General features: G+C 46.3%; 22 protein-coding genes. 8 read left to right on the top strand and 14 right to left on the bottom strand.

Annotated features, from left to right (window positions below; translation table 11 throughout):
* Positions 1–213: a DNA-dependent RNA polymerase subunit epsilon gene (locus tag QMA01_RS01820; protein ID WP_191713941.1), complete on the top strand. Its 213-nt coding sequence runs from the start codon at positions 1–3 to the stop codon at positions 211–213.
* 2 nt (positions 214–215) lie between these two features.
* Positions 216–1,883 carry a ribonuclease J1 gene (rnjA, locus tag QMA01_RS01815; protein ID WP_290184511.1) on the top strand — a complete coding sequence of 556 codons (1,668 nt, stop codon included), beginning with the start codon at positions 216–218 and terminating at the stop codon, positions 1,881–1,883.
* Positions 1,884–2,014: 131 nt separating this feature from the next.
* Here rnjA and QMA01_RS01810 read toward each other — a convergent pair whose 3' ends face one another.
* Together QMA01_RS01810 and QMA01_RS01805 are read right to left on the bottom strand one after the other, a co-directional pair.
* Positions 2,015–2,674, bottom strand: coding sequence for a potassium channel family protein (locus QMA01_RS01810; RefSeq protein ID WP_191713939.1), 660 nt, complete (start codon positions 2,672–2,674; stop codon positions 2,015–2,017).
* 102 nt (positions 2,675–2,776) lie between these two features.
* Complete coding sequence (locus QMA01_RS01805) at positions 2,777–3,073, bottom strand: hypothetical protein (protein WP_191713938.1); 297 nt, start codon at positions 3,071–3,073, stop codon at positions 2,777–2,779.
* Positions 3,074–3,477: 404 nt separating this feature from the next.
* On the opposite strand from QMA01_RS01805, the gene QMA01_RS01800 reads away from it, so the two are divergent.
* The 6 genes from QMA01_RS01800 to QMA01_RS01775 all read left to right on the top strand — a co-directional run bounded on the left by QMA01_RS01800 (position 3,478) and on the right by QMA01_RS01775 (position 9,113).
* On the top strand, positions 3,478–4,017 hold the full coding sequence (locus QMA01_RS01800; protein WP_290214190.1) for a helix-turn-helix domain-containing protein: 540 nt from the start codon (positions 3,478–3,480) through the stop codon (positions 4,015–4,017).
* 15 nt (positions 4,018–4,032) lie between these two features.
* Entirely contained in the window at positions 4,033–5,139 is a 1,107-nt protein-coding gene (locus QMA01_RS01795; RefSeq protein WP_290214189.1) for an ABC transporter ATP-binding protein, read from the top strand.
* Positions 5,129–5,953 (top strand): ABC transporter permease, encoded by an 825-nt coding sequence (locus QMA01_RS01790; protein WP_203339359.1) that lies wholly within the window; start codon positions 5,129–5,131, stop codon positions 5,951–5,953. Before QMA01_RS01795 ends, QMA01_RS01790 begins: the two co-directional genes overlap by 11 nt.
* On the top strand, positions 5,937–6,743 hold the full coding sequence (locus QMA01_RS01785) for an ABC transporter permease (RefSeq protein ID WP_203339358.1): 807 nt from the start codon (positions 5,937–5,939) through the stop codon (positions 6,741–6,743). The genes QMA01_RS01790 and QMA01_RS01785 overlap by 17 nt, the downstream gene beginning before the upstream one ends.
* Complete coding sequence (locus tag QMA01_RS01780) at positions 6,740–7,816, top strand: ABC transporter substrate-binding protein (RefSeq protein ID WP_290214188.1); 1,077 nt, start codon at positions 6,740–6,742, stop codon at positions 7,814–7,816. The genes QMA01_RS01785 and QMA01_RS01780 overlap by 4 nt, the downstream gene beginning before the upstream one ends.
* Before the next feature lie 106 nt (positions 7,817–7,922).
* Positions 7,923–9,113 (top strand): MFS transporter, encoded by a 1,191-nt coding sequence (locus tag QMA01_RS01775; protein ID WP_191713932.1) that lies wholly within the window; start codon positions 7,923–7,925, stop codon positions 9,111–9,113.
* Between the two features lie 56 nt (positions 9,114–9,169).
* On the opposite strand, the gene QMA01_RS01770 is transcribed toward QMA01_RS01775, so the two are convergent.
* The 12 genes from QMA01_RS01770 to QMA01_RS01715 form a co-directional block, all read right to left on the bottom strand.
* Complete coding sequence (locus QMA01_RS01770; RefSeq protein ID WP_290214187.1) at positions 9,170–11,743, bottom strand: VWA domain-containing protein; 2,574 nt, start codon at positions 11,741–11,743, stop codon at positions 9,170–9,172.
* Positions 11,724–13,457, bottom strand: a complete 1,734-nt coding sequence (locus QMA01_RS01765; protein WP_191713930.1) for a vWA domain-containing protein — start codon at positions 13,455–13,457, stop codon at positions 11,724–11,726. Before QMA01_RS01765 ends, QMA01_RS01770 begins: the two co-directional genes overlap by 20 nt.
* A gap of 11 nt (positions 13,458–13,468) precedes the next feature.
* On the bottom strand, positions 13,469–14,329 hold the full coding sequence (locus QMA01_RS01760) for a DUF58 domain-containing protein (protein WP_290214186.1): 861 nt from the start codon (positions 14,327–14,329) through the stop codon (positions 13,469–13,471).
* Complete coding sequence (locus QMA01_RS01755; RefSeq protein ID WP_191713929.1) at positions 14,326–15,318, bottom strand: AAA family ATPase; 993 nt, start codon at positions 15,316–15,318, stop codon at positions 14,326–14,328. The genes QMA01_RS01760 and QMA01_RS01755 overlap by 4 nt, the downstream gene beginning before the upstream one ends.
* Positions 15,319–15,332: 14 nt before the next feature.
* Positions 15,333–16,760 (bottom strand): hypothetical protein, encoded by a 1,428-nt coding sequence (locus QMA01_RS01750; protein ID WP_290214185.1) that lies wholly within the window; start codon positions 16,758–16,760, stop codon positions 15,333–15,335.
* 12 nt (positions 16,761–16,772) lie between these two features.
* On the bottom strand, positions 16,773–17,615 hold the full coding sequence (locus QMA01_RS01745) for an ABC transporter permease (RefSeq protein WP_191713927.1): 843 nt from the start codon (positions 17,613–17,615) through the stop codon (positions 16,773–16,775).
* The gene (locus QMA01_RS01740) at positions 17,612–18,547 is read right to left on the bottom strand and encodes an ABC transporter ATP-binding protein (RefSeq protein WP_290184498.1); all 936 of its coding nucleotides are present in this window, start codon (positions 18,545–18,547) and stop codon (positions 17,612–17,614) included. Before QMA01_RS01740 ends, QMA01_RS01745 begins: the two co-directional genes overlap by 4 nt.
* Positions 18,544–20,901, bottom strand: a complete 2,358-nt coding sequence (locus QMA01_RS01735) for a hypothetical protein (RefSeq protein WP_191713925.1) — start codon at positions 20,899–20,901, stop codon at positions 18,544–18,546. The genes QMA01_RS01740 and QMA01_RS01735 overlap by 4 nt, the downstream gene beginning before the upstream one ends.
* Positions 20,902–21,140: 239 nt before the next feature.
* On the bottom strand, positions 21,141–22,256 hold the full coding sequence (locus tag QMA01_RS01730; RefSeq protein WP_290184494.1) for an N-acetyldiaminopimelate deacetylase: 1,116 nt from the start codon (positions 22,254–22,256) through the stop codon (positions 21,141–21,143).
* A gap of 12 nt (positions 22,257–22,268) precedes the next feature.
* A complete protein-coding gene (dapD, locus tag QMA01_RS01725) occupies positions 22,269–22,982 on the bottom strand; it encodes a 2,3,4,5-tetrahydropyridine-2,6-dicarboxylate N-acetyltransferase (protein WP_290214184.1) in 714 nt (237 codons plus the stop codon).
* A gap of 67 nt (positions 22,983–23,049) precedes the next feature.
* Entirely contained in the window at positions 23,050–23,925 is an 876-nt protein-coding gene (locus QMA01_RS01720; protein WP_290214183.1) for a LysR family transcriptional regulator, read from the bottom strand.
* Positions 23,915–25,393 carry an MDR family MFS transporter gene (locus QMA01_RS01715; RefSeq protein ID WP_290214182.1) on the bottom strand — a complete coding sequence of 493 codons (1,479 nt, stop codon included), beginning with the start codon at positions 25,391–25,393 and terminating at the stop codon, positions 23,915–23,917. The genes QMA01_RS01720 and QMA01_RS01715 overlap by 11 nt, the downstream gene beginning before the upstream one ends.
* Positions 25,394–25,557 lie beyond the last annotated feature (164 nt).

Here is a 25,557-nt window from a genome sequence, read left to right as displayed (position 1 = left end):
ATGATTTTTAAAGTATACTACCAAGAAAACCGTTTTGAAGTACCAGTTCGTGAAAATACCCAAAGCCTTTATGTGGAAGCAGCATCCGAGCGCGAAGTCCGAAACCACTTAAAAGACCGTAACTACAATATTGAACTTGTTCAATTACTTGAAGGCAATCATCTCGAGTATGAACAAGCCAGCCAAAATTACGAAGTCGAGAGCGTAGAATAACGATGAAATTCGTTAAAAACGATCAGACAGCTGTTTTCGCACTTGGCGGACTAGGCGAAATCGGTAAAAATACGTATGGTGTCCAATTCCAGGATGAAATCATTCTGATTGATGCAGGCATTAAATTCCCGGAAGACGATTTGCTCGGAATCGATTACGTTATTCCGGATTACACATACTTAGTAAAGAATGTCGACAAAATTAAAGGCCTTTTCATTACGCATGGCCATGAAGATCACATCGGCGGTATCCCTTACCTTCTTAAGAAAATCAATATTCCTGTATACGGCGGAAAACTGGCTCTAGGCCTATTGCGCAAAAAGCTGGAAGAACATGGCTTGTTGCGCCAAACGAAGATGATGGAAATCGAAGAAGATGACGTCATCAAGTTCCGTAAAACGGCTGTTAGCTTTTTCCGTACTACTCACAGTATCCCTGATGCTTTTGGTGTCGTGGTAAAAACGCCACCCGGCAATATTGTCCACACAGGAGATTTCAAATTCGATTTCACACCGGTAGGCGAACCTGCCAACTTATTGAAAATGGCCCAAATCGGCAGTGAAGGCGTTTTATGCTTATTGTCCGACAGTACCAATGCTGAAGTTCCTGACTTTACCATGTCAGAACGAAAAGTCGGCGATTCCATCAAAGACATCATGAGAAAAATTGATGGACGCCTGATCTTTGCGACTTTTGCGTCAAACATCTACCGTCTTCAGCAAGTAACGGATGAAGCGGTCGCACAAGGCCGTAAGATTGCCGTCTTCGGACGCAGCATGGACAACGCCATGACAATCGGCCGTGAGCTAGGCTATATCAATGCACCTGAGGATGCCTTTGTAGATACACAAACCTTAAACCGTTTACCTGCAAACGAAGTTCTGATTCTTTGCACCGGTTCACAGGGCGAACCGATGGCTGCCCTTTCAAGAATCGCCAACGGAACACATCGCCAAATCCAGATTCAGCCAAACGACACAGTTGTCTTCTCGTCTTCTCCGATTCCGGGCAATACGAGCAGCGTCAACCGTACAATCAACTTGTTGTTCCGCGCTGGAGCAGACGTGATTCATGGATCACTTAACAATATCCATACATCAGGCCACGGCTCAGAGCCCGAAAACAAATTGATGCTTCGTTTAATCAAACCAAAATACTTCATGCCGATTCATGGTGAATTCCGGATGTTAAAAACGCATGCAGGATTGGCCGTTGAATGTGATGTTCCTTTGGAAAACACATTCATCATGGAAAATGGCGAAGTTCTTGCTTTAGGGCAAGACGAAGCTTCTGTTGCAGGACGCATCCCTTCTGGTGATGTCTATATCGACGGCAGCGGCATCGGAGATATCGGCAATATCGTTTTGCGTGACCGCCGTGTCCTTTCCGAAGAAGGATTGGTCATTGTTGTCGTCAGCGTTGACATGAAAAAGAACAAGATGGTTTCAGGTCCCGACATCATCTCACGCGGATTCGTTTACATGCGTGAGTCTGGCACAATGATCTATGAGGCTCAGCAAATGCTGAATCGCCATCTCAATAAAAAAATACACAGCAAAAACACAGAATGGGCAGAATTAAAAAATGATATTTCTGACGTTCTCGGACCGTATTTGTATGAAAAAACAAAACGCCGTCCAATGATTTTGCCGGTAATTATGGAAGTTTAATTAAGCAAATAAAAAAAGGTGCACCGGATAATCATTCCGATGCACCTTTCTTTATTTTCATATAATACAGGGAAACAAAGACCGGAAAAGGATGCACTCCCTTTTCCGGTCTTTTTCTTGTTTTGCAGCAATCAATTCATCATTTTTTTCTCGAAACGATTGATGTCCGCGTCTGATCCAATGATGATCAGGACATCTTCCTGTTCAATCTCCATATCGGCCTGCGGAGAAACGATAATGTCGTCTTTCCGTTTAATAGCTACGATGTTGATGCCGTACCTTGCCCGGATATCAAGCCCAATTAATGTATAGCCTGCCAATTTGTGATTGGCTTTGATTTCCATAATGGAATGTTCGTCGGACAGTTCGAGATAATCCAGCACGTTATTGGACAGGATGTTATGGGCAATCCGGATTCCCATATCCCGTTCCGGGTGAACCACTTTATCGGCGCCAATTTTATCCAGCACTTTAGCATGGTAATCATTTTGCGCTTTTACCGTAATTTTTTTTACGCCTATTTCCTTCAACATCAGCGTCGTCAATATACTGGCTTGGATATTTTCCCCAATTGCCACGATGACGTGTTCAAAATTTCGGATTCCCAATGATTTCAGAACCGCTTCATCGGTCGTATCCGCTACAACCGCTTGTGTCGCGATGGACGAAAATTCATCTACCCGTTCCGAATCCTTATCGATTGCCATAACGTCCGCATCCTGTTCGATCAACTCACGCACAATGCTTCCGCCAAACCGGCCAAGCCCAATGACTACAAATTCCTTTTTCATATCCATCCTCCACATTTTCAATTGCTTCTATTCTAGCATACATAATGCAAACTAAAAATCTCAATATGCCGAACAACTTTCGGTAAAATAAAAAAACCCCGCTTATCGGCGGGGATCCAAAGGTCGTTTTGGACGATTTTCACAATACTCGCAACTGATGTCTGTGCAAGGTTCTTCCCGCCATTCATTGCAGTCGGCGCAGTAGCTTGCATCAAATTCATCGTCAAACGTCAGTGCCGACAAACAAGTGTGGCAATAGGTATGGACATCCATCCAATTGATAAAACGCTTGTCTGCTACAAGGTACAATCCTTGCTGGTCCTGCTTGTAATTCATAATCGAAGGTTTTTGAATGACCCGGTTTTTAGGATCAAGAAAAAAATTCATTTTGCCGTTCACATTGATCACTCCTAGAGTTTGGTCGTGCTATAGTACTTGGATTCATCAGCTGTATCCGGACAGCTGCTCTACTCCCAATGCCGGTGACAACGGGACATCGGCTGAAATCGCGCAGAGGCTTATTGTTCCGTCCAGCCATCATTTTTATATGTTAGTTTCATTCATCGGAAAGCTTCCAGTAGTCTGTTATAAGTTAAATGTACTATTTTTAATTTCACACTTTCTCTATGATAGTAAAAACCCATGCCAAATTGCAATAGATAACAATCCTTTATTGAAAATAAATTCTTACTTGAAAATTATCGCTCTTCTCGTATAATGAATATATGCTATTAGTAAACTAAAAGTATATTTTAACTAAACTTTATGAAATTTTCACTTAATAGGAATCGAGGAGAATTCTGTTGGAAATCGGAACAAAAATCAAACGTCTTCGATTAAAGAACGGATTGACACAGGAAGAATTGGGAAAACGGACCGACTTGAGCAAAGGCTTTATTTCTCAGTTGGAACGTGACATGAATTCCCCTTCTATAGAAACCTTTTTCACATTGCTTGAAGTGCTGGGGACCACTCCCAAAGAATTTTTTTCCGATGAACGGGAAGTCAAAGTTGTATACTCCACCGCCGACCACACTGCACACGTTGACGAAGAAGCCGGATATGAAGTGGAATGGCTTATTCCCACATCCAATGAAAAGGAAATGGAGCCTGTCTATTTAACTTTCCAGACAAATGGGCATTTTAAAGAATTTGAACCCTCTTCTGCAGAAACATTCATCTACGTTCTCGAAGGACGGGTTCTGCTCAGAATCGGTGATCACCAATATTCGGCAGCTGCCGGCGATTCCATCTATTTTGAAGCTTCCAATCACCATCAATTGATCAATGATTTTGATGGCATCTCTGAAATGATCATCGTTACCACACAATCTTATTTATAATTCAGGAGGGATCTTATGTCCGAAAAATCAATTATACGTTTTGAAAATGTCACGCAGACCTATGAAGGTGCCGGCAATGTATTGAACAATGTCAGCTTTGAACTGGAAAAAGGAAAATTCTATACGCTGCTTGGTCCATCAGGCTGCGGGAAAACAACCATTTTGCGCCTGATAGCCGGTTTTGCAACACCGACCAGCGGCGATATCTATATAGAAGGCAAAAAAATGAACACGATTCCTGCAAACCAGCGCCAAGTCAATACGGTGTTCCAGGACTATGCTTTGTTTCCTCATTTGAACGTATTTGAAAACATCGCATTCGGATTGCGCATCAAGAAAGTGAAAGGCCCGGAAGTGGAGCGCCGCGTAAGAGAGGCTTTGGCTTTCGTCAATCTGCAGGGCTATGAACAACGTGAAATCGCAGAGATGTCCGGCGGTCAGCGCCAGCGCGTTGCCATCGCACGTGCAATTGTCAACGATCCTGAAGTCATCTTGCTCGATGAGCCCCTTTCTGCCTTGGATTTGAAACTGCGGACAGAAATGCAGTATGAATTGCGGGAACTTCAGCAGCGCCTTGGGAAAACCTTCGTCTTTGTTACCCATGACCAGGAAGAAGCACTTGCCATGTCTGATGAAATTTTCGTCATGAACGCTGGCCAAATCCAGCAAAGCGGAACCCCGATGGATATCTATGATGAGCCTATCAACCGTTTTGTCGCCGACTTTATCGGTGAATCGAATATCGTCAGCGGCGTCATGATTGCCGATTATCAAGTTCGTTTTGCCAATAAAGACTTTGAATGTGTGGATGCGGGATTGAATCCGAATGAACAGGTGGAAATCGTCATCCGTCCTGAAGATCTCGAAATCACTGCGGCAGGTGTCGGCAAAATGGCCGTCACTGTTGATACCCAATTGTTCAGAGGGGTGCATTTCGAAATTTCCACAATTGACGAAGTAGGCAACGAATGGCTCGTCCATTCTACGAAAAAAGTTGAGGTCGGTTCACAGATCGGCCTGGATTTCTCACCAGAAGCGATTCACGTTATGCGTTTGAACGAATCGGAAGAAGCATTTGATGCACGGTTGGAATCCTACGGAGCGGCTGTCAATGAAAGATAACCCATCGCGCCCGTTATACCTTGTCCCTTATTATATATGGATTGCCTTATTCGTTATTGCACCGATTGCCTTGATCTTCTATTTCTCGTTCTTGGATTTGACTGGTGCCTTTACATTGGAAAACTACCAGAACTTCTTTTCTTCCGTTTACCTGCGGATGACATTAAGCTCGTTCTGGTACGCTTTCCTGATTACCGTTATCACAATCCTAATTGCCTATCCAACAGCTTATTGGTTGACTAAGACCAAGCATAAGCAGCTGTGGTTGTTGTTGATCATCATTCCTTCATGGATCAACTTATTGTTGAAGGCTTACGCCTTTATCGGGATTTTCGGATTGTACGGCCCTGCCAACAAGCTGCTTCAGACACTCGGAGCAGGCCCGTGGCAGATATTGTTTACAGATTTCAGCTTTATCTTTGTATCGGTTTATATTTTCATTCCGTTTATGGTATTGCCGATTTTCAATTCGCTGGATAAAATAAATCCGGCATTGATCGATGCTTCACGCGATCTGGGAGCTTCGTCTTTCACGACTTTCAGACGTGTTATTTTCCCTATGGCCATCAATGGGGTGAAATCAGGTGTACAGGCTGTGTTTATCCCTGCCTTGTCGCTTTTTGTCATCACTCGCCTGATTGCTGGAAACAAAGTCATTACACTGGGTACAGCAATCGAACAGCAATTTCTTGTGACACAGAACTGGGGAATGGGTTCAACCATTGCCGTGTTCCTGATCTTGTTCATGATCATCATCATGATGCTGACTGGCCAGAAAGAAAAAGGAGGTGCATATAATGGCAAAACTAAGTAAGTCCGCAAAACTATATTTGGTAGTCGTTTTTGCCATTCTCTATGCGCCGATCTTTTATCTAATCTTTTACTCCTTCAATAGCGGAGGCACCATGTCGAGCTTTGAAGGATTCACTTTGGAGCATTACGGCGCTGTATTCAACGATACGCGGCTGCTGATCATTTTAATGAACACTGTCATTATCGCTTTGTTGTCTTCACTTATCTCAACAGCAATCGGCGTTCTTGGCGCAATTGGCATCGTCTTTTTGCGAAACCGCAAAACGCGCAACGCCGTTCTGTCTTTGAACACCATTTTGATCGTCAGTCCGGACGTCATCATCGGGGCATCGTTCCTGATTTTGTTCACGATGATCGGCGTCAAACTCGGCTTTGCTTCTGTTCTGATTTCACACATCGCCTTCAGTATTCCGATTGTGGTGATCATGGTGTTGCCGAAGCTGCAGGAAATGAGCGGGTCGCTGATAGACGCTGCGACCGACCTTGGCGCATCGAAACGGGATATTTTGACACGCGTTATCATTCCTTATATCAAGCCGGGTATTTTCGCTGGATTTTTCCTCGCCTTGACTTATTCGCTTGATGATTTTGCAGTTACGTTTTTCGTTACAGGAAACGGTTTCTCGACCTTATCCATTGAGATCTATTCAATGGCCCGTGCAGGGATCACTTTGACCATCAATGCACTTTCCGCGTTGATTTTTGTAGTAACGCTTGGACTGGTCCTCGGCTACTACTTCTTTAATCAACGGGCTGGACAAACCCCTGGAACAGGAGGCGCCAAACTATGAAAGAAATCGTCAGAGCCGCTATAGCCATCCTGCTGGTATCGGCCATTCTCTTATATGTGGTCAACGCCATGGAAAAAAGTTCGGCAACTATTGGCGGAGGCTCCATTTCCGTCTACAACTGGGGTGAATACATCGATCCCGAACTGATCGACCAATTTGAAGAAGAAACCAATATTTCAGTGGTTTATGAAACATTTGATTCAAATGAATCGATGATGACCAAAATTGAACAGGGCGGCACAACTTACGATGTTGCGATGCCTTCTGAATACGCCATCGAAAAAATGAAGGAAAACGACCTGCTGCACCCAATAGACCATGAGCTATTGCCGAATCTTGAGAACATCGATCCGTATTTCCTCGACTTGCCTTTTGATCCAGGCAACGAATACTCGATTCCTTATTTCTGGGGAACAGTCGGGATTGCATTCAATCCGACCTTGTTGGAAGGACAGACGTTCGAAAGTTGGGATGATTTATGGAATCCTACACTCGAACAGGAAGTGATTCTTGTCGACAGTGCGCGTGAAGTCATCGGCATGGGGCTGAACAGTTTAGGCTATTCACTGAATTCGACCGACATGGGTGAATTGCGTGAAGCCACGGATAAATTGAAAACGATGGGCCCGAACGTCAAAGCCATCATCGGTGATGAAATTGTTGAAATGATGCGCCGGGAAGAAGCTGCAGTAGCGGTTACTTGGTCCGGACAAGCTGCCGATATGATGTGGATCAATGAAGACATCGATTACGTGGTCCCTGAGGAAGGCTCGAACTTATGGTTTGACAATATGGTCATTCCAAAGACAGCCGGAAATGTGGAAGGCGCCCACGCATTCATCAACTTTATGCTGGATGCGGAAGTGGCAGCGCAAAATGCGGATTACGTCGGATACTCCACTCCGAACGAAGAAGCGATTGCGTTGATGGACCCGGAAGTTACCGGAGATGAACGATTCTATCCCCCGGAAGAACTTCGGGAGCGCCTTGAAGTCTACGAAAATCTGGGACTTGAAATGCTGGGAATCTACAACGAACTATTCCTGGAATTTAAAATGGATATGGAAAACTGACAGGCAGAACTTTTGCCTGTTTTTTTTGTGGGAATTGGGGTATAGTATGTAGATTCTATAGACTAAAGTTTAGTAATACGAAATAACAATGAAAGAAGGTCTCTTTATGGCCGTAAAATCAAATAAATTCGCACTTTATGTGCTGATGTTCAATATGTTCATTGCCATGAGCGGCATCGGTTTGATCATTCCGATTATGCCAGCTTATCTGGACACTTTCGGCGTGGCTGGCCAAGCTCTCGGCACCCTAATCGCTACATTCGCTTTAGCCCAGTTCCTGTTTTCGCCTTTGTCCGGTCAACTTTCCGATAAATACGGGCGAAAAAAGTTGATCATCTTTGGATTGATCGTTTTCGGTCTATCCCAACTGGCATTCGGGCTCGCTTCCCATCTGTGGATTTTGTACCTTGCCCGTTTCTTCAGCGGACTCGGTGCTGCATTCCTGATCCCCCCGATGATGGCCTTTGTTGCTGATATCACAACGTTTGAAGAACGTGGAAAAGGAATGGGGCTGCTCGGAGCTTCCATGTCGCTCGGCTTTATGATCGGGCCGGGAATCGGTGGGTTTCTCGCCGAAGTCAGCATCCAGTTTCCTTTCTACGTTGCAACGGCAGTGGCACTCATTGCTGCATTTATTTCTTTTGTCGTGTTGCCGAATGTCGCACCTACTGTACAGGCTGCAGATCAAAAATCCGAAAACCTGCTCCAGCAGCTCAAGCGTTCTACTTACACCCCTTACTTCGTCATGCTGCTGGTCATGTTCATTTTCGCTTTCGGTTTGGCTAATTTCCAATCGACCATCGCATTATATGCAGATAAGAAGTTTGGTTTCACACCGAAAGAAATTGCTATTCTGATTACAATCGGCGGATTTGTCGGTGTAGTGGTCCAAACTTTTGTCATTGATAAGCTCTTCAAACGTTTTGGCGAAATGAAAGTTATCCTTGTCAACTTGCTGGTTTCTGCAGGAGCCATGATCGGCATTTTGTTTGTCAGTTCGTTCTGGGCCATCCTTCTGGTGGCTGCGGTCTTTTTCACTGCCGCCTCCCTGTTGCGGCCGGCCATCAATACGCTCATATCCAAACTGGCTGGCGATGAACAAGGATTTGCAGCCGGTATGAACAATGCCTACATGAGCCTCGGCAATATGATCGGTCCGGCACTCGCCGGCATCCTTTTCGACATCAACATGAGCTATCCGTATATATTAGGGACCGCCATCTTGATCACTTGTTTTTTCATTGCCAATACATGGTCGATGCGGAAACAGCAACTCTTGGCTACCAGCCGGAGCTGAAACATTAAATTAAGAGCAAAATATTTTACTTCCATAAATCAAAAAGCGAAAAAGAGTCAATTCCTCTTTTTCGCTTTTATTAATTGATCAATTGCCGCAGGAGAAGAGTCCTCTTCTTTAGCGGTTTTTCTTTTTTGTATGAGTTTCGGCAGACCAAAGCGTCGGAGTGTGATGTCTGTAAAGAACAGAACCATCCCCGCCAACAGCAGCCACAATTGAATCGGGCGGACCGTACCGCTGGTATAAGGCATGTCACGGAACGCTTCATCCAGTGTACCCAATACTTGCCCTCCTGTCCGTTCAGCCAAGGCTGTCAAAAGAGGCATATTGGCTGATGCCGTTCGGTATTCATCGCCGTATGGAATAGTCAGCCCTGTTTTAAAGGCCGCTCCGTTTTCATTGCTGACGCTGAAAAAGACCAGTCCCGGATCGGCATCCAACTTGACTTCAACTTTTCCAGGTGCCACCGGCTCTGTCTGCAGTGGAATGTCATTGCCTTCTTCGTCAACTGCCGCCACCGTCAAGATCGCAGAACTCTGTGTAGGATCTTCTACCGTGTAGACTCCTTGTTCTTTCCGAATGACCGAATAAGGAATCTCTTCAAATGTAGGCTGCAATTCAGCCACGCTGCGGTTCCAGAAATCCGGCCACTGAGCCCAGCTTTGGAAGTCCCCACTCCATGCACCACTGCCGGAAGTGAAAGCAACCGTTTTTCCAAGGCCGTAATTCCAGCTCGCCAGCACAGGATCGCCTTCTTCACTCTCCAGTGCAATGGTTGCGGTACTCTTGGCTGTAGTTGCAATATAGGCATTGAGTTGCGGAACACCTTCTGCAAATAAATCATCCCATTTGCTGCTGTAAACGATCGGGTAAAACGGTTGATCGACAATGTAAGTCCGCGACATCATGATAGTTTCACGCGACAGGATGGCAGGAATCGTAGTAGCATCCGTCACATCATAGAAACGCCCACTTCCTGTGTCCGCCAACTGTTCCAGCAGATTGCGGTCAGCATCTTGTCCGATCGACACTGTCGACAAGGTGATGTTATTGTCTTTGCCATTTTCAATCAACGCGTCATAGTCATTTGATGTAGCAGATTGGCCATCCGTCAATAGAATGATGTGTTTCCGCTGCAGTTTCAAATCTTCCAATTCCATATAAGCCTTTTGCAAAGAACGATAGATTTCAGTCCCGCCTCCTGGCGTAATTCCCAAGACCTTATCCACCGCGGCCTGCGGATCGGCCATTTTGGCAGTCGGCAAAATTTCCCATGGCTGGTCATCAAATGCGATGACGCCCAAGGTATCATCCGGACGCAGCAATTCGATAGAGCGGGCTGCCGCTTCTTTGGCGAGCTCCAACTTCATTCCCATCATGCTTCCTGAACGGTCCATCACAATCATGAGGCCTAGTGAAGGCAATTCATGTTTGCCTTGGACTTCCATTTCCACCGGCAACAGGCGTTCAATCGGCGTCTTGAAATAACCTCCCAACCCAAAACTTTGATCGCCGCCGACCATCATAAAACCGACACCGAATTGCTGGACAGCTTGTTCAATAATGGCCATTTGCTGTTCACCGACAGAAGTTCCTGATACGTTGTCGAAAATAATGGAGTCATAACGAAGAATAGCGGATAAGCTGCTCGGCAGTTCAGCGCCAGAGAGTTCGGTTACACGCAAATTATTTGTGTCCAATAAAGCGGCAATCGGACTCGGCTCTCCGCCATTGACCACCAGTACTTCCGGATTGCCGGAAACTTCCGTAATGCTCGCCAATGAATTGTTCTCGAGAAAAGCATCTTCAGCAGCCTCCAAACGCACTTCATACTTCAGCAAGCCTTCCGAACTGGCCGGATAGGTATAATTGAAGACATTTTGGCCTTCTGCCAAGGAGATCTCTTTTGCATCCAAATCGCGGTCGTTAACCGAAAAGATCAATTTTGCCTGAGCTTCTGCATCTGAATCAATGGAGACAGAAAATGCCTGTGCCTCTCCCAAAAATGCCCGTGAAGGCGTTTCAAAGCGGCTGACGGCCATATCGTTCACTGCAGATTGTTCGATGGGCCAAACATCCACTTGCAAACGGTCCGATTCTAGGCGATTCAAGCTTTCGATGGCAGAAGATTGTGTTTCATTGCCATCAGTCAAAACCACCAACCGTGTCGCAAGGTCTGTGTCTCCACTATTTGAAGCCAGCTCCAGTGCCCGGGCGATATTGGTATGGCCGTTCTGGCCGATCGCCAGTTCCGCAGGCAAAGTCTGAGGTTCTGCTGTCATCGGCAGAAGGCTCAGGAAATCCTCGGCGAATGTATAGACGGCAACCGACTGATGATCTTTTTGAGCGTTTAAAGCTTTTTCCACTGCTGCCGCCATTTCGGTCTCCATTCCTTCAAGAGACGCCGATCGGTCCAACAGGAAAATCACTTGTTCTTCTTTTACCGGACTGAACAGCGATGGCCCCGCCAAGGCGAAGATCAATAAAGCCACCACGAATACACGAAGAATAAAAACTGTTTTCGCCATTTTGGAACTGGCAGGAAAATTCTTTAAACCAAACCAGCCAAAGTAGAGGGCGGCAGGAAGGAGCAAAATCAGCCAAAGCGGTTCATCGAGTTGCAATTCCACGGCGGTACACCTCCCATTCCACAGCAACCAGCAGCAAAATCAACACAATAATATACGGCACGAAAGAAAAACGGACTGTGTCCTGGGCGGTTGTCGCCAGCCCCATCGCATAGGAAGAACCGGCTCCCAACGTCTTCTCTTCATTTGCCAGCTGAACAATCATGTTCCTGGTCTCTTGTTCACCAATCACTTCATAAACTCCTGGTTCAGACGGTGAAATAAACGGGCCGCTGCCTTCTATATAAGAATAGAGGTAAGTGCCATCTTTAAAGATTTCCCATTCTCCTGTATCGGAAGCGAGAGAAACCGAGCGATGTTCGTTGGGCTGAAAAAATCCGAGAAACGCTGCATCTCCAGATAAACTATCCATCGCGCTCCAAAGAAATAACGGAAATGACGGATACAGCGGCCAGTCGGTCAACTGAATATCCGTCAGCACGGCAATATCGCCTTCAGGAGACACTTGAATGAAAGGATGCCCATCAATCGACGCAATTGTTTCGAACCCTTCAAAAGGTGGATACAGCTGGGATACATAGACATCTTCCAAAGAAGCGTAAGTAAAGAGCGGATGCGCTTGTGCTTCAATTTCTCCGGCTACTTCGAAAGCTTTTTCATCATTACGGCCAATCAGTAGAACCGGCGCTGTTCCATCCAATAATTCGCTTTGGTTGGTAACCAGCGGCAGTGCTGAATCCGGTTCTAACTGGACCGACTCTGCCAGGTGAACTTCCAAATCCGTTGAACGGAACCCGCTGGCGATCAGTTCATGCAATGATGAGTCAATCACGACCGCATTTCCTGGCGGCGCCAGATAAGTCGCCATTGTGTTATCAGCCGCATAATCATCTTCCACTTCTACAGTCGCCTGCCACAACTTTTCATTGGGCAGCTCTTCGAAAGGAACAAGCAATTCCATTGAAGGCTCCAGCTCTACTTCCGCTGTCTTCTCTATGTTGCCTGCCGATAGACGGACTGTCGCCTGCAGGGGATCTTCACTGTTGTTTACCAGCTGGACGATGCCCCGTGCACCCGCTTCAGTCTCTGATAGACCGAACTGCTCAATGGAAACATTGCGCAGTGATTCATTAAATCCGTGGACTTGATAACGTTGGCCGGTTTTGTTGGCCAGTACAGCACGGTCCAATGAATCCGTAAAAATATGAATGACCGTTGATTCGTTGGCTGCAAGCGTATCAGCAAACAAAATTGTCTGTTCCATTTCAGCCTTTTCATACCTTACTTCCAGTTGGTCAATCGCCCGCTCCAAAACTCTTTGGTCCTGTTCATTGCGGACCACTACTTCTGGACTGGCTCCTGTCGTGACGATAGTGACGGGTTTCCCTCCAGCTTGGGCTGCCAACTTTTTCATTTCCTCCTGCTGCTTTTCAAAATGTGTGGGGGAACCCGCAAGCATCGTCGCCGATGTGTCGACGACAAAGATAAAGTTATTGCCTGCCAGCGTTTCCGACTCGCTGAACGGCCCCAATAATCCCAGTACACAAAACAGGAGAGCCGCCAGCTGCAAATAAAACAATAAATGATGCTGCAATTTTTTCAGGTACGGTGAAGCTTTCAGCTCTTTCATCCGTTCCTGCCAGAACATTGTTGATGACACGCGCTGGTCCTTGTATTTTTTCCTGAAGAAATAATAGAGGATCACGGCCAACGGCATAACTGCTGTCCAGATCATTCCCCAATTCGATGCCCCCATGCCGTTTCACCTCATTTAATCCAATTTTTCCGAACCATCTGCTGAAACAGCACCTGCTCGATTCCTTCTTCTGTCTGCAACGGCAAATAAGCGATTCCATATGTTCGGCAAAGCGATTCCAGCCCTTTGGTGTGAAGCTCACTTTGCTTCCGGTATGCGCGAAGCGCTTCTTCTGTAACCGTGACGTTCAATACCTGCTGGGTTTCATCATCGATAAAACGAAGATCTCCTTTATACGAAGGTGACCGTTCGTCTTCCGTCGTAATATGGATAAAGCGGATATCATGCGCATAAGCAGGAGCCTGTTTGAAGAATACCTGCCAGTCTTCCAGCGGTTCCAATCCATCCGATAGGATGAACAATACCGTCGAGTCTTTTGCTGCATGAAAACTTGCCTGTTTTGCGAATGACAGATTTTCGGGATCCGGCATAGAAGCCATAAAATGCTCGAATAACTTTCTGGCCGACTTCCCTTTTTTCCGAAAAGGAATCGTCTCTTTTTGTCCAGCCGAAACCGTCAGGCGGTCATCGTTCGACAACGCCATCAGACCCAAAGAAAAGGCCAGCTGTTCGGCAAACAGCCATTTGCTGTCCATTGACTTGGAGCTGTCTAACAAGATGTGGATACGCATTTCCTGTTCATCCAAAAACCGTTTGATATAGACCTTTTCAGTCCGTGCGTATACATTCCAGTCAATGTGGCGGACATCATCTCCTGGATGGTATTCCCGAAAATCGGAGAAATCCAGCGAACTGCCAAACCGCATAGAACGATGTGACCCTTTATGGTGGCCCCTGATTTTTGCCTTTGTTCCAATGGCATAACGGCTCACACGTGAACCCCAATCGGCAGGCAGATTCAACAACATCATTTGACAACGCCTTTTCCAGCATTGCTGAGCACCAAGTCAATCAACTCGTCCGCTTCTTTGCCCATCGCTTCAGCTTCGTAATTCAACAGCATGCGATGCCGAAGTACCGGTTTGGCCACATACTTCAAATCACCGATCGATACATGATAGCGTCCTTCCATCAAGGCACGCGCCTTAGCCAATCGAATCAGGCTCTGCAAGCCGCGTGGTCCACTTCCATACTGGACATATTGCTGGATTGCTTCGTGCTCTGAATGCTCAGGATGGGTATTTTGTATAATATCCACAGCCACCATTAAAATATCATCTGCCATCAGCACTTCTTTTACCATCTGTTGCGCCTCGACCAACCCTTCTGTATTCATCTTTTTGCTGAGGCTGATCGTTTGGGCTCCTGTCGTTCGGCGGCTGATTTCAGCCAATTCGTTGCGTGTCGGATAAGAAACCAGTATTTTGCATAGGAAGCGGTCCATTTGTGCTTCCGGCAACGGATAGGTTCCTTCCATTTCAATCGGATTCTGTGTTGCCAATACAAAAAATGGGCGTGCCATCTTTTTCGTATCGCCAAGAATCGTCACTGTTTTTTCTCCCATCGCCTCAAGCAATGCACTTTGTGTTTTAGGAGTAGCCCGGTTAATTTCATCAGCCAATACCATTTGGTGGAATATTGGCCCTTCCCGGAACGTAAACTGCTGGCGCCCTTCTGCATCCCGCTCAATCAGACTGGTCCCTGTAATATCCGATGGCATCAAATCAGGAGTAAACTGGATTCTTGAAAACGACAAATCGAGTACGTCCGAAATGGTCCGGATCAGCATCGTCTTGCCAAGCCCGGGAAGCCCTTCTAGCAAGGCATGGCCATCCGCTAGAATCGCGTATAAAGAAAACTCGACAGCCCGTTCCTGGCCGACGATAAAGCGTCCAATTTCTTCTTTGACTTCCTGAAGCAATTGGCTCATTTCTGTAAATTGATCCGTTGTGTATGTCATGAGAACCCTCTTTTCTATTTGTCGGTTTCAATATCCGTAAAGTATTGCTCTACAATGGTCTGCAGATCAGGCGGCAATTGTAGACGGTCCGCGCTTGAAAAATAGGCATCCGAATAATCGCCCACGACCTCTTCATATGGCTGGATTGTGCCTTTGGTGGCAGGAACGGCTCCTTGCTGCTCTCCCGCTGCCTTGCCTTCGCCAATTTCGCCACTGTCCACTGCCGTTTCTCCTTGACCGCCAATTCTGGATGGGACGGTCAATAAATCCCGACTGCCTTTGCCCTTCCCGGCCCCCTGGCCTTGTCCTTGACCTTGCCCCTGACCCTGGCCTTGTCCCTGGCCTTGTCCCTGACCTTGTCCTTGTCCTTGTCCTTGTCCTTCTCCTTGTCCTTGTCCTTGTCCTTGTCCTTGACCCTGACCTTGCCCTTGGCCTTGGCCTTGGCCTTGTGCCTGGCTTTGGCCCTTACTCTCACCTTCGCCTTCTTTTCCTTCTTCATTATTGGATGATTGGCCGTTTGCATCGGAACTGCCGGCGTCACCTGTTCCCTCAGATGATTTGCCGGTTTCAGATTCACTTGGATTTTCTTGTGTTGATTGTTCACGGTTAGCGATGGTCTGCTGCAGAGGAAATGCTACCGGTTTCCCCATATTGCTCAAAGCTGTTTGGGTTTTTCCGGCTTGTCCAGCTAATTGATCAGCAGCTTTCCCAATGTCTTTGGATATTGCTTCGGCACTTGCATCCTTTTTTTCAGCCAGTTGCCGTTCCTTCAAGTCCAGTTCTTTTTGCTTTTTCACCACTTCTCTCAATACCGCTTCAGGGTCTTTTTCATCTTCAATCGTTGTTTTTAATGTATCCAATTCTTTTTTCACAATTTCTGTTTCTGCCTGTTTATTCATTTCATCGACTTCTTTTTTTATGTCTTCCACCAATTCGAGCTCTTTTTCTACGTCATTCGCCTGGTTTTGCAAATTGCTCGGAAAGATCAGGAGCAGCACCATTAAAGTCGCACTGACGACAGCCCCAATCAACCACTTGGGCCGCAGCCAGGCTTTGCGTTCTTTACGGAACAACTGATAGCTGAAAGGAACGGTTTGTGCAGTCTTTTTAGTCAACTCTTCCGCTAAAGGATTTTTTTCGGTCAGCCTCCACACCGTCAGCAGCTGATTATGTGGTGTGAACCGGTCCAACTCCTGAACTGCCTGCTGAAGGTTCGGCAAGTTTTTGAACGACAGTAATAGCCAACTTCCTACAGCAAAAAATCCCGCAGCATATGCATAAAATTCATAATAAGGAAGCACAAACAAGCGCGACACCAACAGCAGAGCCACTGCCAAAACAAGGCCTGCAACTAAAGCGGACTGCAGAGTGCGGCTAAAATGGAGCATTTTCAATAGCTTGTCTGTCTTTTTGACATACTTATGGATGTCGCGATTGTTCATGGGAATCCCTCCTTATTTGTATTTATTCATATTAACGCGAAGCTTTTTGACCGCCATGAAAATGCAGAAAACAGTCAGCAGAATATAAAAAATCGTATAGCCGATCCATAGTGGAACCGGAATCATCGTCAAGCTCTGCAACTGCCCTTCCATCGTCGGCTGCAGCAAAGTCAGCAGCACCGCCGGCGGGTTGATGGTGGCCCAGAAATGAGCCATCGGCGACATAGACGGTGCCGCAGTGCCCATTTGAGATACTTGGACCGAAATCAGCAGGAAAAATGCAGTGACGCCGGCAAAGAAGATCATTGCCCCATAGGTCGCAATGATCGCGACAATCGTTTTACGGATTAATGTGGAAAACATGACGCCGATGCTGGCTAATGCCAACAGTGTCAGCAGATAAAACAGGAAAATGAAAAGCAATTGGCTGGGAGAAACCCCTCCGTACAAGAATACCAGACTGTATATAGGCAGCCCAGATACAATCATCAGCAGCAGAAAAGCGATGGATGATGTCATCTTTCCAAAAATGATTTGGAAAGATGTTTGAGATGTTGTCAGCAGAATATTCAAGGTCTGTTTTTCACGTTCCGAACTGATGGTTCCTGCCGTCAGTGCCGGAGTGATGAATAAAATCAGCCCTAGCTGGATATAGGTCATGCTGCTGAACAGCATAAAGCTTTCATCAGGACGGAAGAATCCGCTTCCCGTCAGCGAGGTGGCCAAAAAGATGAAACCGAAAACAAAAACGCTCATGGCTATCAAATAGAACAGGATGCCCGTAAAACTTTTCAAATTACGGAAACGCAATTTAAGTTCCTTAATTAATACTGGATTGGCAGAAAGAGTTTTCATCCAATTTCCACTCCTTTTGTGATCGCCATAAAGACATCTTCCAGATCGGTTTCTTCTTCTGAAAATGACAGGATCGGAATTTTTTGTTCAATTGCCCGTTGCAGCATCCGCATTTGGTCTTCTTCTGCTCCCCGGTAGAAAAACTGAATCGTGTTTTTGTCACGCTGTTCTTCAATCTGAGAAACGAAGGGATCCATTTCAAAAAATGGAACAACCGGCTGTGTATCTCCCATTACTTTAACGCGCAGCACTTTTTCGCTTTGCAGTTGCGCTTGAATATCATGGACAGAGCCTTGTGCAATCAATCTGCCATTATCGATAACGCCGATGCTGTCGCACATTTCTGCAAGCTCGGGAAGGATGTGGGAAGAAATCAGGATAGTTTTGCCCATCGCTTTCAGCTCTCTTAAAATATCCCGCATTTCTACACGGGCACGCGGGTCAAGACCGGAAGCCGGTTCATCAAGAATCAGGATTTTTGGATCATGGATCAAGGCACGGGCCAAACATAGCCGTTGCTTCATTCCTCTCGACAACAAATCGACATAGTCATACCGCTTGTGCTCCAAATTTACCAATTCCAAAAGCTTCGGAATCAATGCAGCCCTTTCTTTCGGCTTGATGCCATAGCTCGCCCCATAAAAATCCAAGTACTCTTCAGTTTTCAGCTGATCGTATACACCGAAGAAATCCGGCATATAGCCGATCTGTTTTCTGACTTCCTGAGGATTTTTCGTGACGCTTATTCCATTGATGAATGCGTCACCCGATGTCGGCTGCAAAAGAGTCGCCAAAATCGAAAAGGTGGTTGATTTCCCAGCGCCGTTCGCACCGACGAATCCAAATACGGTACTGTCTTCAACTATCAGATTCAAGTCCTGCAGCGCATAAAAAGAACCATATTTTTTAGTTAATCCGATGGTTTCAATCACGGGGTAATCACTCCTTTCAATTTAACTTTCGGTACGACTACTTCAGGATTCCCCGAATTCATGGACATTTTCAGCTTCAATTTAATCGTCCCTTCCGGCCCCACATAATTTTTAGCCGTATCGGTGAATTTTTTATTGGAATCCGTAATTTCTTCATAATTCCCGGTATCGGCATTCAAAATGGAAACGCTCAAGCTTTGCCCTGAAGTAATGACGGACAGCTCATCCCAGGCAGATTTGTCCTTCTCGATATCCTCAGGCAGCGTGTAGATCATGTCATACTCGCCTTCTTCCAAATAATACAGGTAGGGGTCGGTTGAGACGTTTTCAGAATAGGCATTAGTGGTGGTCCCGGTGATTCCCATCCCAAAAGCATCAGCATTTAGCGTGATTTCTCCACTTAAGGACAATTTCGGTTTAAAGCTTTGCGCAATCAAATGAATGGAATCCACTGAAGCACGCTGGTTTTCAAGAGTAATTGGAACGATGGCATCTTTTGTATAAGCAATCACATAAGGCGTTTTGCCGTTCTGTGACATCTGTTCATAGGACGTCGAGAGCAAAGTCTGGCGTCGGGCTTTTTCCAGTTCTTTCAGATCCGCTATCGGCATATAGCCATAGGATTGGCCGATAGCAGCGGCAGGCGACAAAATAGCTGACTGGATTTTCTCGTCCACTGCTAGTTCCTGTTCTGGGTTCAAATCGCCCAGATCCAAAAGGCGTGTCCCTGTCCAAATTGAGACGTCTTCGACAGCGAATGGAAAATTATTACGGATTGTTCCTGAAATTTTTTCTTCAGCCACTTCCAAGTCGATGGTGAAATCCCCACTGTTTTCAATATACGACTGGCCCATGATGGACTCTACAGACCAATAGCGCATATCACGCAAAGTCATTTGGTTGTTGGCAGCCCCTTTCTCCATCATTGCAGAAAGGTAAGGCTGTGTGCCTGAAAATTCACTGGCCATGCGATAAGTCATGGTAGTCGATGAAGGTGCGGTGAATTGATAATTCCCGCCACGGTTTGATAACAAGGAATTGACATAATAACCGTTCAATCCGCTGTCCACGTCCACTTCAAAAAAACCGGTCTGCTGAATCTGCGGATTGCCGATCCGATCTTTGGCACCATATGCGAAGAGACCGATCGAGGTCAGTAAAGCGACTCCCGGAATGATGAACCAGGCATATTCCCGTTTGTCTTTTTTCTTCAAGACAATGTAAAGAACAGGCACAATCAAGAGGATATAAAGCAAAATGACAGCAAGGATAAACGGACGTGACACAGCAAAGCTATCGAATAGCTCGTTGACATCCCCCACCTCATAGCTCATGTAATCAAGGATCGATTGGCCGCCCATAGAATTGTATGCATTCAACGACGTCGGAAAGAAGTTCGACATCATCTTGCTATAGCCCTTTTGGGCAGAAACCGTTTCATCTCCAAGAGAAAAGCTCAGCTGCGTCAAACTTCCGGTACCCACTGGCTGGGTCGCAGCAAAAACCTGCCCATCTTTCTGCAGCTTGACAGCGGCTCCTTCTCTAGCAACCGCTTCGTATGCAGGTACTGGCTTCTCCAACCCTGGAACGGCTGCTTCAATCGAATTCCCCAGTTCCAATGGCAAGTATTCACTTAAACTGCCAAGTTCAGCTTCTGCGCTGCTGGATGAACCGACGATCATGTTGCCGCCTTGCTGCATCCATTGCAGAATTGCCTGTTGTGCCGGATCCGGCAAATCACTAAAGGCAAACTCATCAATGACCAAGTAATCGATCATGTCCCAAGCCTGTGCTTCGGTCGGCAATGAGAAGTTTTTTAATTGATTCAGATGAAACACTTCCACTCCTTCGCTTGCCGGAACCGCCAGTTGCTTCAACGGCAACAGACGGTCCGGATTATCCGTCAAGGTGGCTACAAATAACGTCATGGGCGAATAATAGGAAGGCTGGACCATCTTTGCACCTTTGAAGGCAATGGATTTTCCGTCTTCCCAGCCACCTTCAAATACAAAGATGTTCTGGTCTCCTGGACCTCCTGTGTAATACATATCCGACAATCCGGATGAGGCAATCTGCAAGGTCTTGCTTTCGCCTTCAGCCAGCTCGATCGGCATCGCCAGACCGGCCCCAAGATTGTAGGTTTCAGAATAGCTCAGCACGAGGTCTCCGGAAAATGCAGAGCCTTGATTGGTCACTGTAAATTGCAGCGGCAGCCCTTTTTCGTACTTGACCTTATTTTGAAAACCGGCGCTGGAATCCACCGTGATTTGCGGTGCTGCCAATGTTACCTGCGGCACAATAAACAAACTGATAAATAATGCAAAAACCAAAAATGCCAGCAAGCGTTTGTGCATGTTGATCCCCCTTTTTCTTGTCTCTTTATTAGTACGCTGGCTAAGTTAAATAGTTCCATTTTCTCATAACAATTTTTCAATTATTTTTAACGAAGAAGTGCTTGTTGCAGTACCCGTAAAATAGGAAGACAGGCATCTCGTTGTAACGCCTTTTTTCCTGGGCTGGCGGTTAAACGTCCATCCTCTCTCCCTTCCTATTTTTCTCCATAAAAAAAGAACGGCAGCCTAAGCTGTCCGCCCTACAATTCTGACATGAATCCATGGATAAACCCTGGCATTAAGTCCAGAATTTTTTCATCCGGATCCAGTTTCGCGTGATGCAATCCATAAGGTGAAGAAACTCCTGCCCAAAACATCAGTCCTGGCAGCTGTTCGGTAAAGTAACCAAAATCTTCGCCTGTCATAGCCGCTTCGCTGCGAATGGCTTGAATGCCTTCAGATTCGCTGGCATAACGGAGAAACTTCTCCGCCAGTGCCTCGTTATTATTGACTTCCAAATACCCTGAACCGTAATCGATGGTGACCTTGCAATGATTGGCTTCTTCGACAGCCCGGCAGATAGCTTCAATCCGTCGCTTCATATGAACCATGGATTCACTGTTCAGCGTACGGATTGTCCCTTCCAAACGTGCATGCTCAGCAATAATATTTTGCACCGTTCCGGCAGTCATTTTGCCGACCGTCAGAACGGCAGAGTCCATCGGATTAACAGTTCGGCTGACGATGGTCTGCAGCTGAATCAATAACGAAGCAGCAGCAACGGCCATATCTTCCGTCAAATGTGGATAGGCTGCATGGCCGCCTTTGCCCCGGAGGTCGATAAACAGCTCGGACGTATTGGCAAACAGCAAACCTGGCCGGGTGCCGACTGTACCGACCGGCAGTTCAGGCGCAATATGCAGCGCACAAATCACGTCCGGAAGAAAATCCGGTTTGTCATTTTTCAGCCATTCACGAAATGGCAATGCTCCTCCTGGACCTTCTTCTGCAGGCTGAAACAAAATCACGGCATCATCCTTGATGGGTTTGTCAATCAGCTTTTCAAGCAACCCGAGTGCTACCGCCATATGGACATCATGTCCACAGGCATGCATATATCCGGGATGAGTCGATTTGAAATCGAATCCGGTCTCTTCTGTAATCGGCAGAGCATCGATGTCCGTACGCCAGCCAATCCGCTTCTTGGGATGGCTGCCCCGCACTTTAACCGCGATGCCGGTACGCCATTCCACCACTTCCAGCCGCTCTTGAGGCAATCGCGAAATGGCTTCCAATAGATAAGCCTGTGTTTTAACTTCCTGAAAACCAATTTCCGGAATTTGATGCAGATCTCTTCTGATTTTCACTAATTCCATTGGATTCATCGATTACAGCTGTCTTAGTTCTTGTTTGATTTCAGTTTTCGAACGTGTTTTCTCATCCATCAATTTCAATACGCGAGCTGGAGTTCCACCTACTACCGAGTTTTCAGGAACGTCTTCAATCACGATAGCCCCTGCAGCAACTACGGCGCCTTTGCCGATGCGAACCCCTTCAAGAACTACTGCATTGGCTCCGATCATTACATTATCTTCGACGATGACAGGGGTAGCTGATGCCGGCTCGATCACGCCGGCCAGTACAGCGCCGGCTCCGATATGGCAGTTTTTGCCGACAGTTGCACGGCCGCCTAATATAACGCCCATATCGATCATTGTTCCATCTCCGATAACAGAGCCGATATTGATGACAGCGCCCATCATGATGACACAATTATTGCCGATTTCCACGTTTTCACGGATAAACGCACCCGGTTCAATGCGGCTGTTGATGTTTTTCATATCCAATAATGGAATGGCTGAATTTCTGCGGTCGTTCTCTACAACCGAATCTTCGATGACAGAAGCATTCGCTTCCAATGCCTTTTGAATATCTGCCCATTCACCAAATACAGTAACTGAACTGCCTTCTCCGAATACTTTGGAATCTGTTCCATAATCCAAACCAGCGACGCCCTGTCCTTTTATGTATACTTTAACGGGTGTAGATTTTTTGGCATTCTGTATGTACGAGATAATTTCATTTGCATCCATCTGTTTCATCAATATAACCTCTTTCTATTATGTGATGCTGTTATTATATCTGATATTGCATAATAATTCATCCGCTTCACCTTAATAAAGCGGCATGTTTTTTGACTATATTGACAAATGCCTCTACTTGGCGAAGCTGGAATGCTGATTCATAGCCAATCAGCCATGTATCCCGCGTCAATTCAAGTTCTTCTTTATTGTTTGTCAAAGGCATCATATGGACATCTTCAGTGCCGGTCAATGTAATGGAAGGCAGGATGGCATAGCCGATGCCATTGACGGCCATCTGCTTACAAGTCTCAATCTGGTCTACTGTAATCTGCCGTTTCGGATTGGAGGCAAAATGCTTTTGCCACCATTGCTGAATCTCCTCGTAATAAGTCGAGTCGCTTTTGAACTGAATGAATGGCCGTTCCGTCTGAAGCAACTCTTCCAGCGATCGAATTTCCTTATCGACAAGATACAGCGTATCTTTGAATAAATGCAGTTTAGGCCCTTTCCAATCCGTGTGTCCTCGGACAATTCCGATATGTGCTTCACCTTCGTACAATGAACGGACGATTTCAGAGCTCCAGCCGGTAATCAATTGAATTTTGGCTTCCGGGTAAAGCGTGACGAAATCCTTCAGCACTTTGGGCAGCCAGTTCTGGCCGATGATTGTCGCGCATGCAATTTTCAAAGTGCCGTGAACTTTGGATGTCAACGTGTGCAGCACTTCGAAAACTTCTTCTTTGCGCTGGATGGTTTCATTGGCGTATTGAATCACCAATTCTCCCGCTGGTGTTGGAGATAACCCTTTTTGAGAACGGATGAACAATTGCTGTCCCCAATCCTTCTCGATTGTTTGAAGGCGTTGGGATAAAGCCGGCTGGGATAAAAACAGCCGCTCTGCCGCTTTTCTCATATTCCCTTCTTCCGCAAGCACTTTAATGATCAATTCTTCATTTGACACTGCTCTTCACTCCTTTCTGTCCGCGAAGCCCAAAGATCAGGATGAAACTGAGCAGCGCAAAAAATGCAGTAACCACGTACACATTCTGGAGCGCACCAGCCAATGCCTGCTGGAGAAAATCCAGTGTCTGGGTTGAAATTCCGGCACGGCTGTCCACGCTCAATAAATCATTGATTGAGCTTAACGAATAATTCTCGCCATTGTCAGCAAAATAACGCAGCAGAGAACTATTAAGTATGCTGCCGAGCAATGCCACGCCTATCGTGCTGCCTAAATTTCGCATGAACATATTCGAGGCCGTCGCCGATCCACGCTGTTCGTAGGAAACGGCAGCCTGTATCGAAACAATAAAGGCCGTGCTGGTCAGCCCCATTCCAATTCCGATGCAAAAACTCGACATGGCTGCCCATAAAGGACCGAACCCTGGCTGCATCAAGACAAACAACAATGTTCCCGCTACCAGAAATATTCCGCCAGCTAAAGATGTTTTGAAATAGCCGATCTTCAGCAGCAACCTTCCCGAGAAGAAAGCTGCCAGTGGCCAGCCAATCGACATCGCGGACAGAGTGAAGCCTGCAATAGCTGCAGGCTGTTCCATCACCCCGGTCACATAGGTCGGCAAATAACTGGATATGCTGATTAAAATGACACCGGTCGCCAAAGATACGAGATTGGCATACAGAATGGTCTTATTCTTCCAGATTTCAAAAGGCATCATTGGATCGGCTGCTTTCCGTTCTGCCCAGACAAACAATGCGATAAGCACTAAGCTAGCTGCCGCTAAAATGAGCGATTGCCTGGACAACCAATCAAACGATACGCCGCCTTCAACCAATAAATACAGCAAGCTTGATAAAGCGGCCGTTAATAAGAATGCCCCTTTATAGTCAATTGCCGGTTTCTTCGTATTTGCGGGTTCCTTTAAAAACAGCACTACACCAAGAAGAGAGACGATGCCAAGAGGAAGATTCAGCCAGAAGACATATTCCCACCCGATGGTCGCCACAAGAATCCCGCCGATTGCCGGTCCAGTGACTGCTGAAATTCCCCAGACACTCGATAAATACCCTTGTATTTTTGCGCGTTCTTCCCTGGAGTAAATATCACCGACAATAGTCGTGGCAATCGGCATGACTGCCCCTGCCCCCATGCCTTGAATAAAGCGATAAAATATCAATTCTTCGATAGAATTGGCTAATCCGCATAAAAGCGAACCGACTAAAAAGAGCAGCATGCCAAAAGCAAATACCCGCTTTCGCCCAAAAATATCGGATAATTTCCCGTAGATTAAAACCGTTACGGTACTCATCAGTAAATAAGCTGAGAACACCCAACTGTATTTTGAAAAGCCGCCCAGCTCAGAAGCAATGCTGGGCATTGCGGTCGAGACGATTGTGGCTTCAACCGCACTGACGAACATGGCCAGCATGACAGAAGCCAAAATCAGCGGCCTTTTTGAATTTTCCATTGAACAGACCTCTTTTCGACTATCTCCAATTAGCAGCACCAACCGGGGTTGATCTAGTGCAGTTCCCTACACGTTTGAGTGGTGGCCTGCGCTCATAATATCTCTCGTATGGGAAATATCCCATCCTTTTTTAAGCATAAAAAAGGCCTCAAAACGAGACCTTC

Origin of the sequence: Planococcus notacanthi (assembly GCF_030407825.1) — a bacterium.
Lineage (GTDB): Bacteria > Bacillota > Bacilli > Bacillales_A > Planococcaceae > Planococcus > Planococcus notacanthi.
Note: the sequence above shows the minus strand (reverse complement) of the source record. Positions and strands in the feature narration are given on the sequence as shown.

Coding starts and splice junctions, on each gene's coding strand:
- QMA01_RS01790 (WP_203339359.1), top strand. CDS start 5,129: ATGAAAGATAACCCATCGCGCCCGTTATACCTTGTCCCTTATTATATA.
- QMA01_RS01760 (WP_290214186.1), bottom strand. CDS start 14,329: ATGATGTTGTTGAATCTGCCTGCCGATTGGGGTTCACGTGTGAGCCGT.
- QMA01_RS01820 (WP_191713941.1), top strand. CDS start 1: ATGATTTTTAAAGTATACTACCAAGAAAACCGTTTTGAAGTACCAGTT.
- QMA01_RS01755 (WP_191713929.1), bottom strand. CDS start 15,318: ATGACATACACAACGGATCAATTTACAGAAATGAGCCAATTGCTTCAG.
- rnjA (WP_290184511.1), top strand. CDS start 216: ATGAAATTCGTTAAAAACGATCAGACAGCTGTTTTCGCACTTGGCGGA.
- dapD (WP_290214184.1), bottom strand. CDS start 22,982: ATGAAACAGATGGATGCAAATGAAATTATCTCGTACATACAGAATGCC.
- QMA01_RS01745 (WP_191713927.1), bottom strand. CDS start 17,615: ATGAAAACTCTTTCTGCCAATCCAGTATTAATTAAGGAACTTAAATTG.
- QMA01_RS01750 (WP_290214185.1), bottom strand. CDS start 16,760: ATGAACAATCGCGACATCCATAAGTATGTCAAAAAGACAGACAAGCTA.
- QMA01_RS01780 (WP_290214188.1), top strand. CDS start 6,740: ATGAAAGAAATCGTCAGAGCCGCTATAGCCATCCTGCTGGTATCGGCC.
- QMA01_RS01795 (WP_290214189.1), top strand. CDS start 4,033: ATGTCCGAAAAATCAATTATACGTTTTGAAAATGTCACGCAGACCTAT.
- QMA01_RS01735 (WP_191713925.1), bottom strand. CDS start 20,901: ATGCACAAACGCTTGCTGGCATTTTTGGTTTTTGCATTATTTATCAGT.
- QMA01_RS01715 (WP_290214182.1), bottom strand. CDS start 25,393: ATGGAAAATTCAAAAAGGCCGCTGATTTTGGCTTCTGTCATGCTGGCC.
- QMA01_RS01775 (WP_191713932.1), top strand. CDS start 7,923: ATGGCCGTAAAATCAAATAAATTCGCACTTTATGTGCTGATGTTCAAT.
- QMA01_RS01765 (WP_191713930.1), bottom strand. CDS start 13,457: ATGGGGGCATCGAATTGGGGAATGATCTGGACAGCAGTTATGCCGTTG.
- QMA01_RS01810 (WP_191713939.1), bottom strand. CDS start 2,674: ATGAAAAAGGAATTTGTAGTCATTGGGCTTGGCCGGTTTGGCGGAAGC.
- QMA01_RS01785 (WP_203339358.1), top strand. CDS start 5,937: ATGGCAAAACTAAGTAAGTCCGCAAAACTATATTTGGTAGTCGTTTTT.
- QMA01_RS01730 (WP_290184494.1), bottom strand. CDS start 22,256: ATGGAATTAGTGAAAATCAGAAGAGATCTGCATCAAATTCCGGAAATT.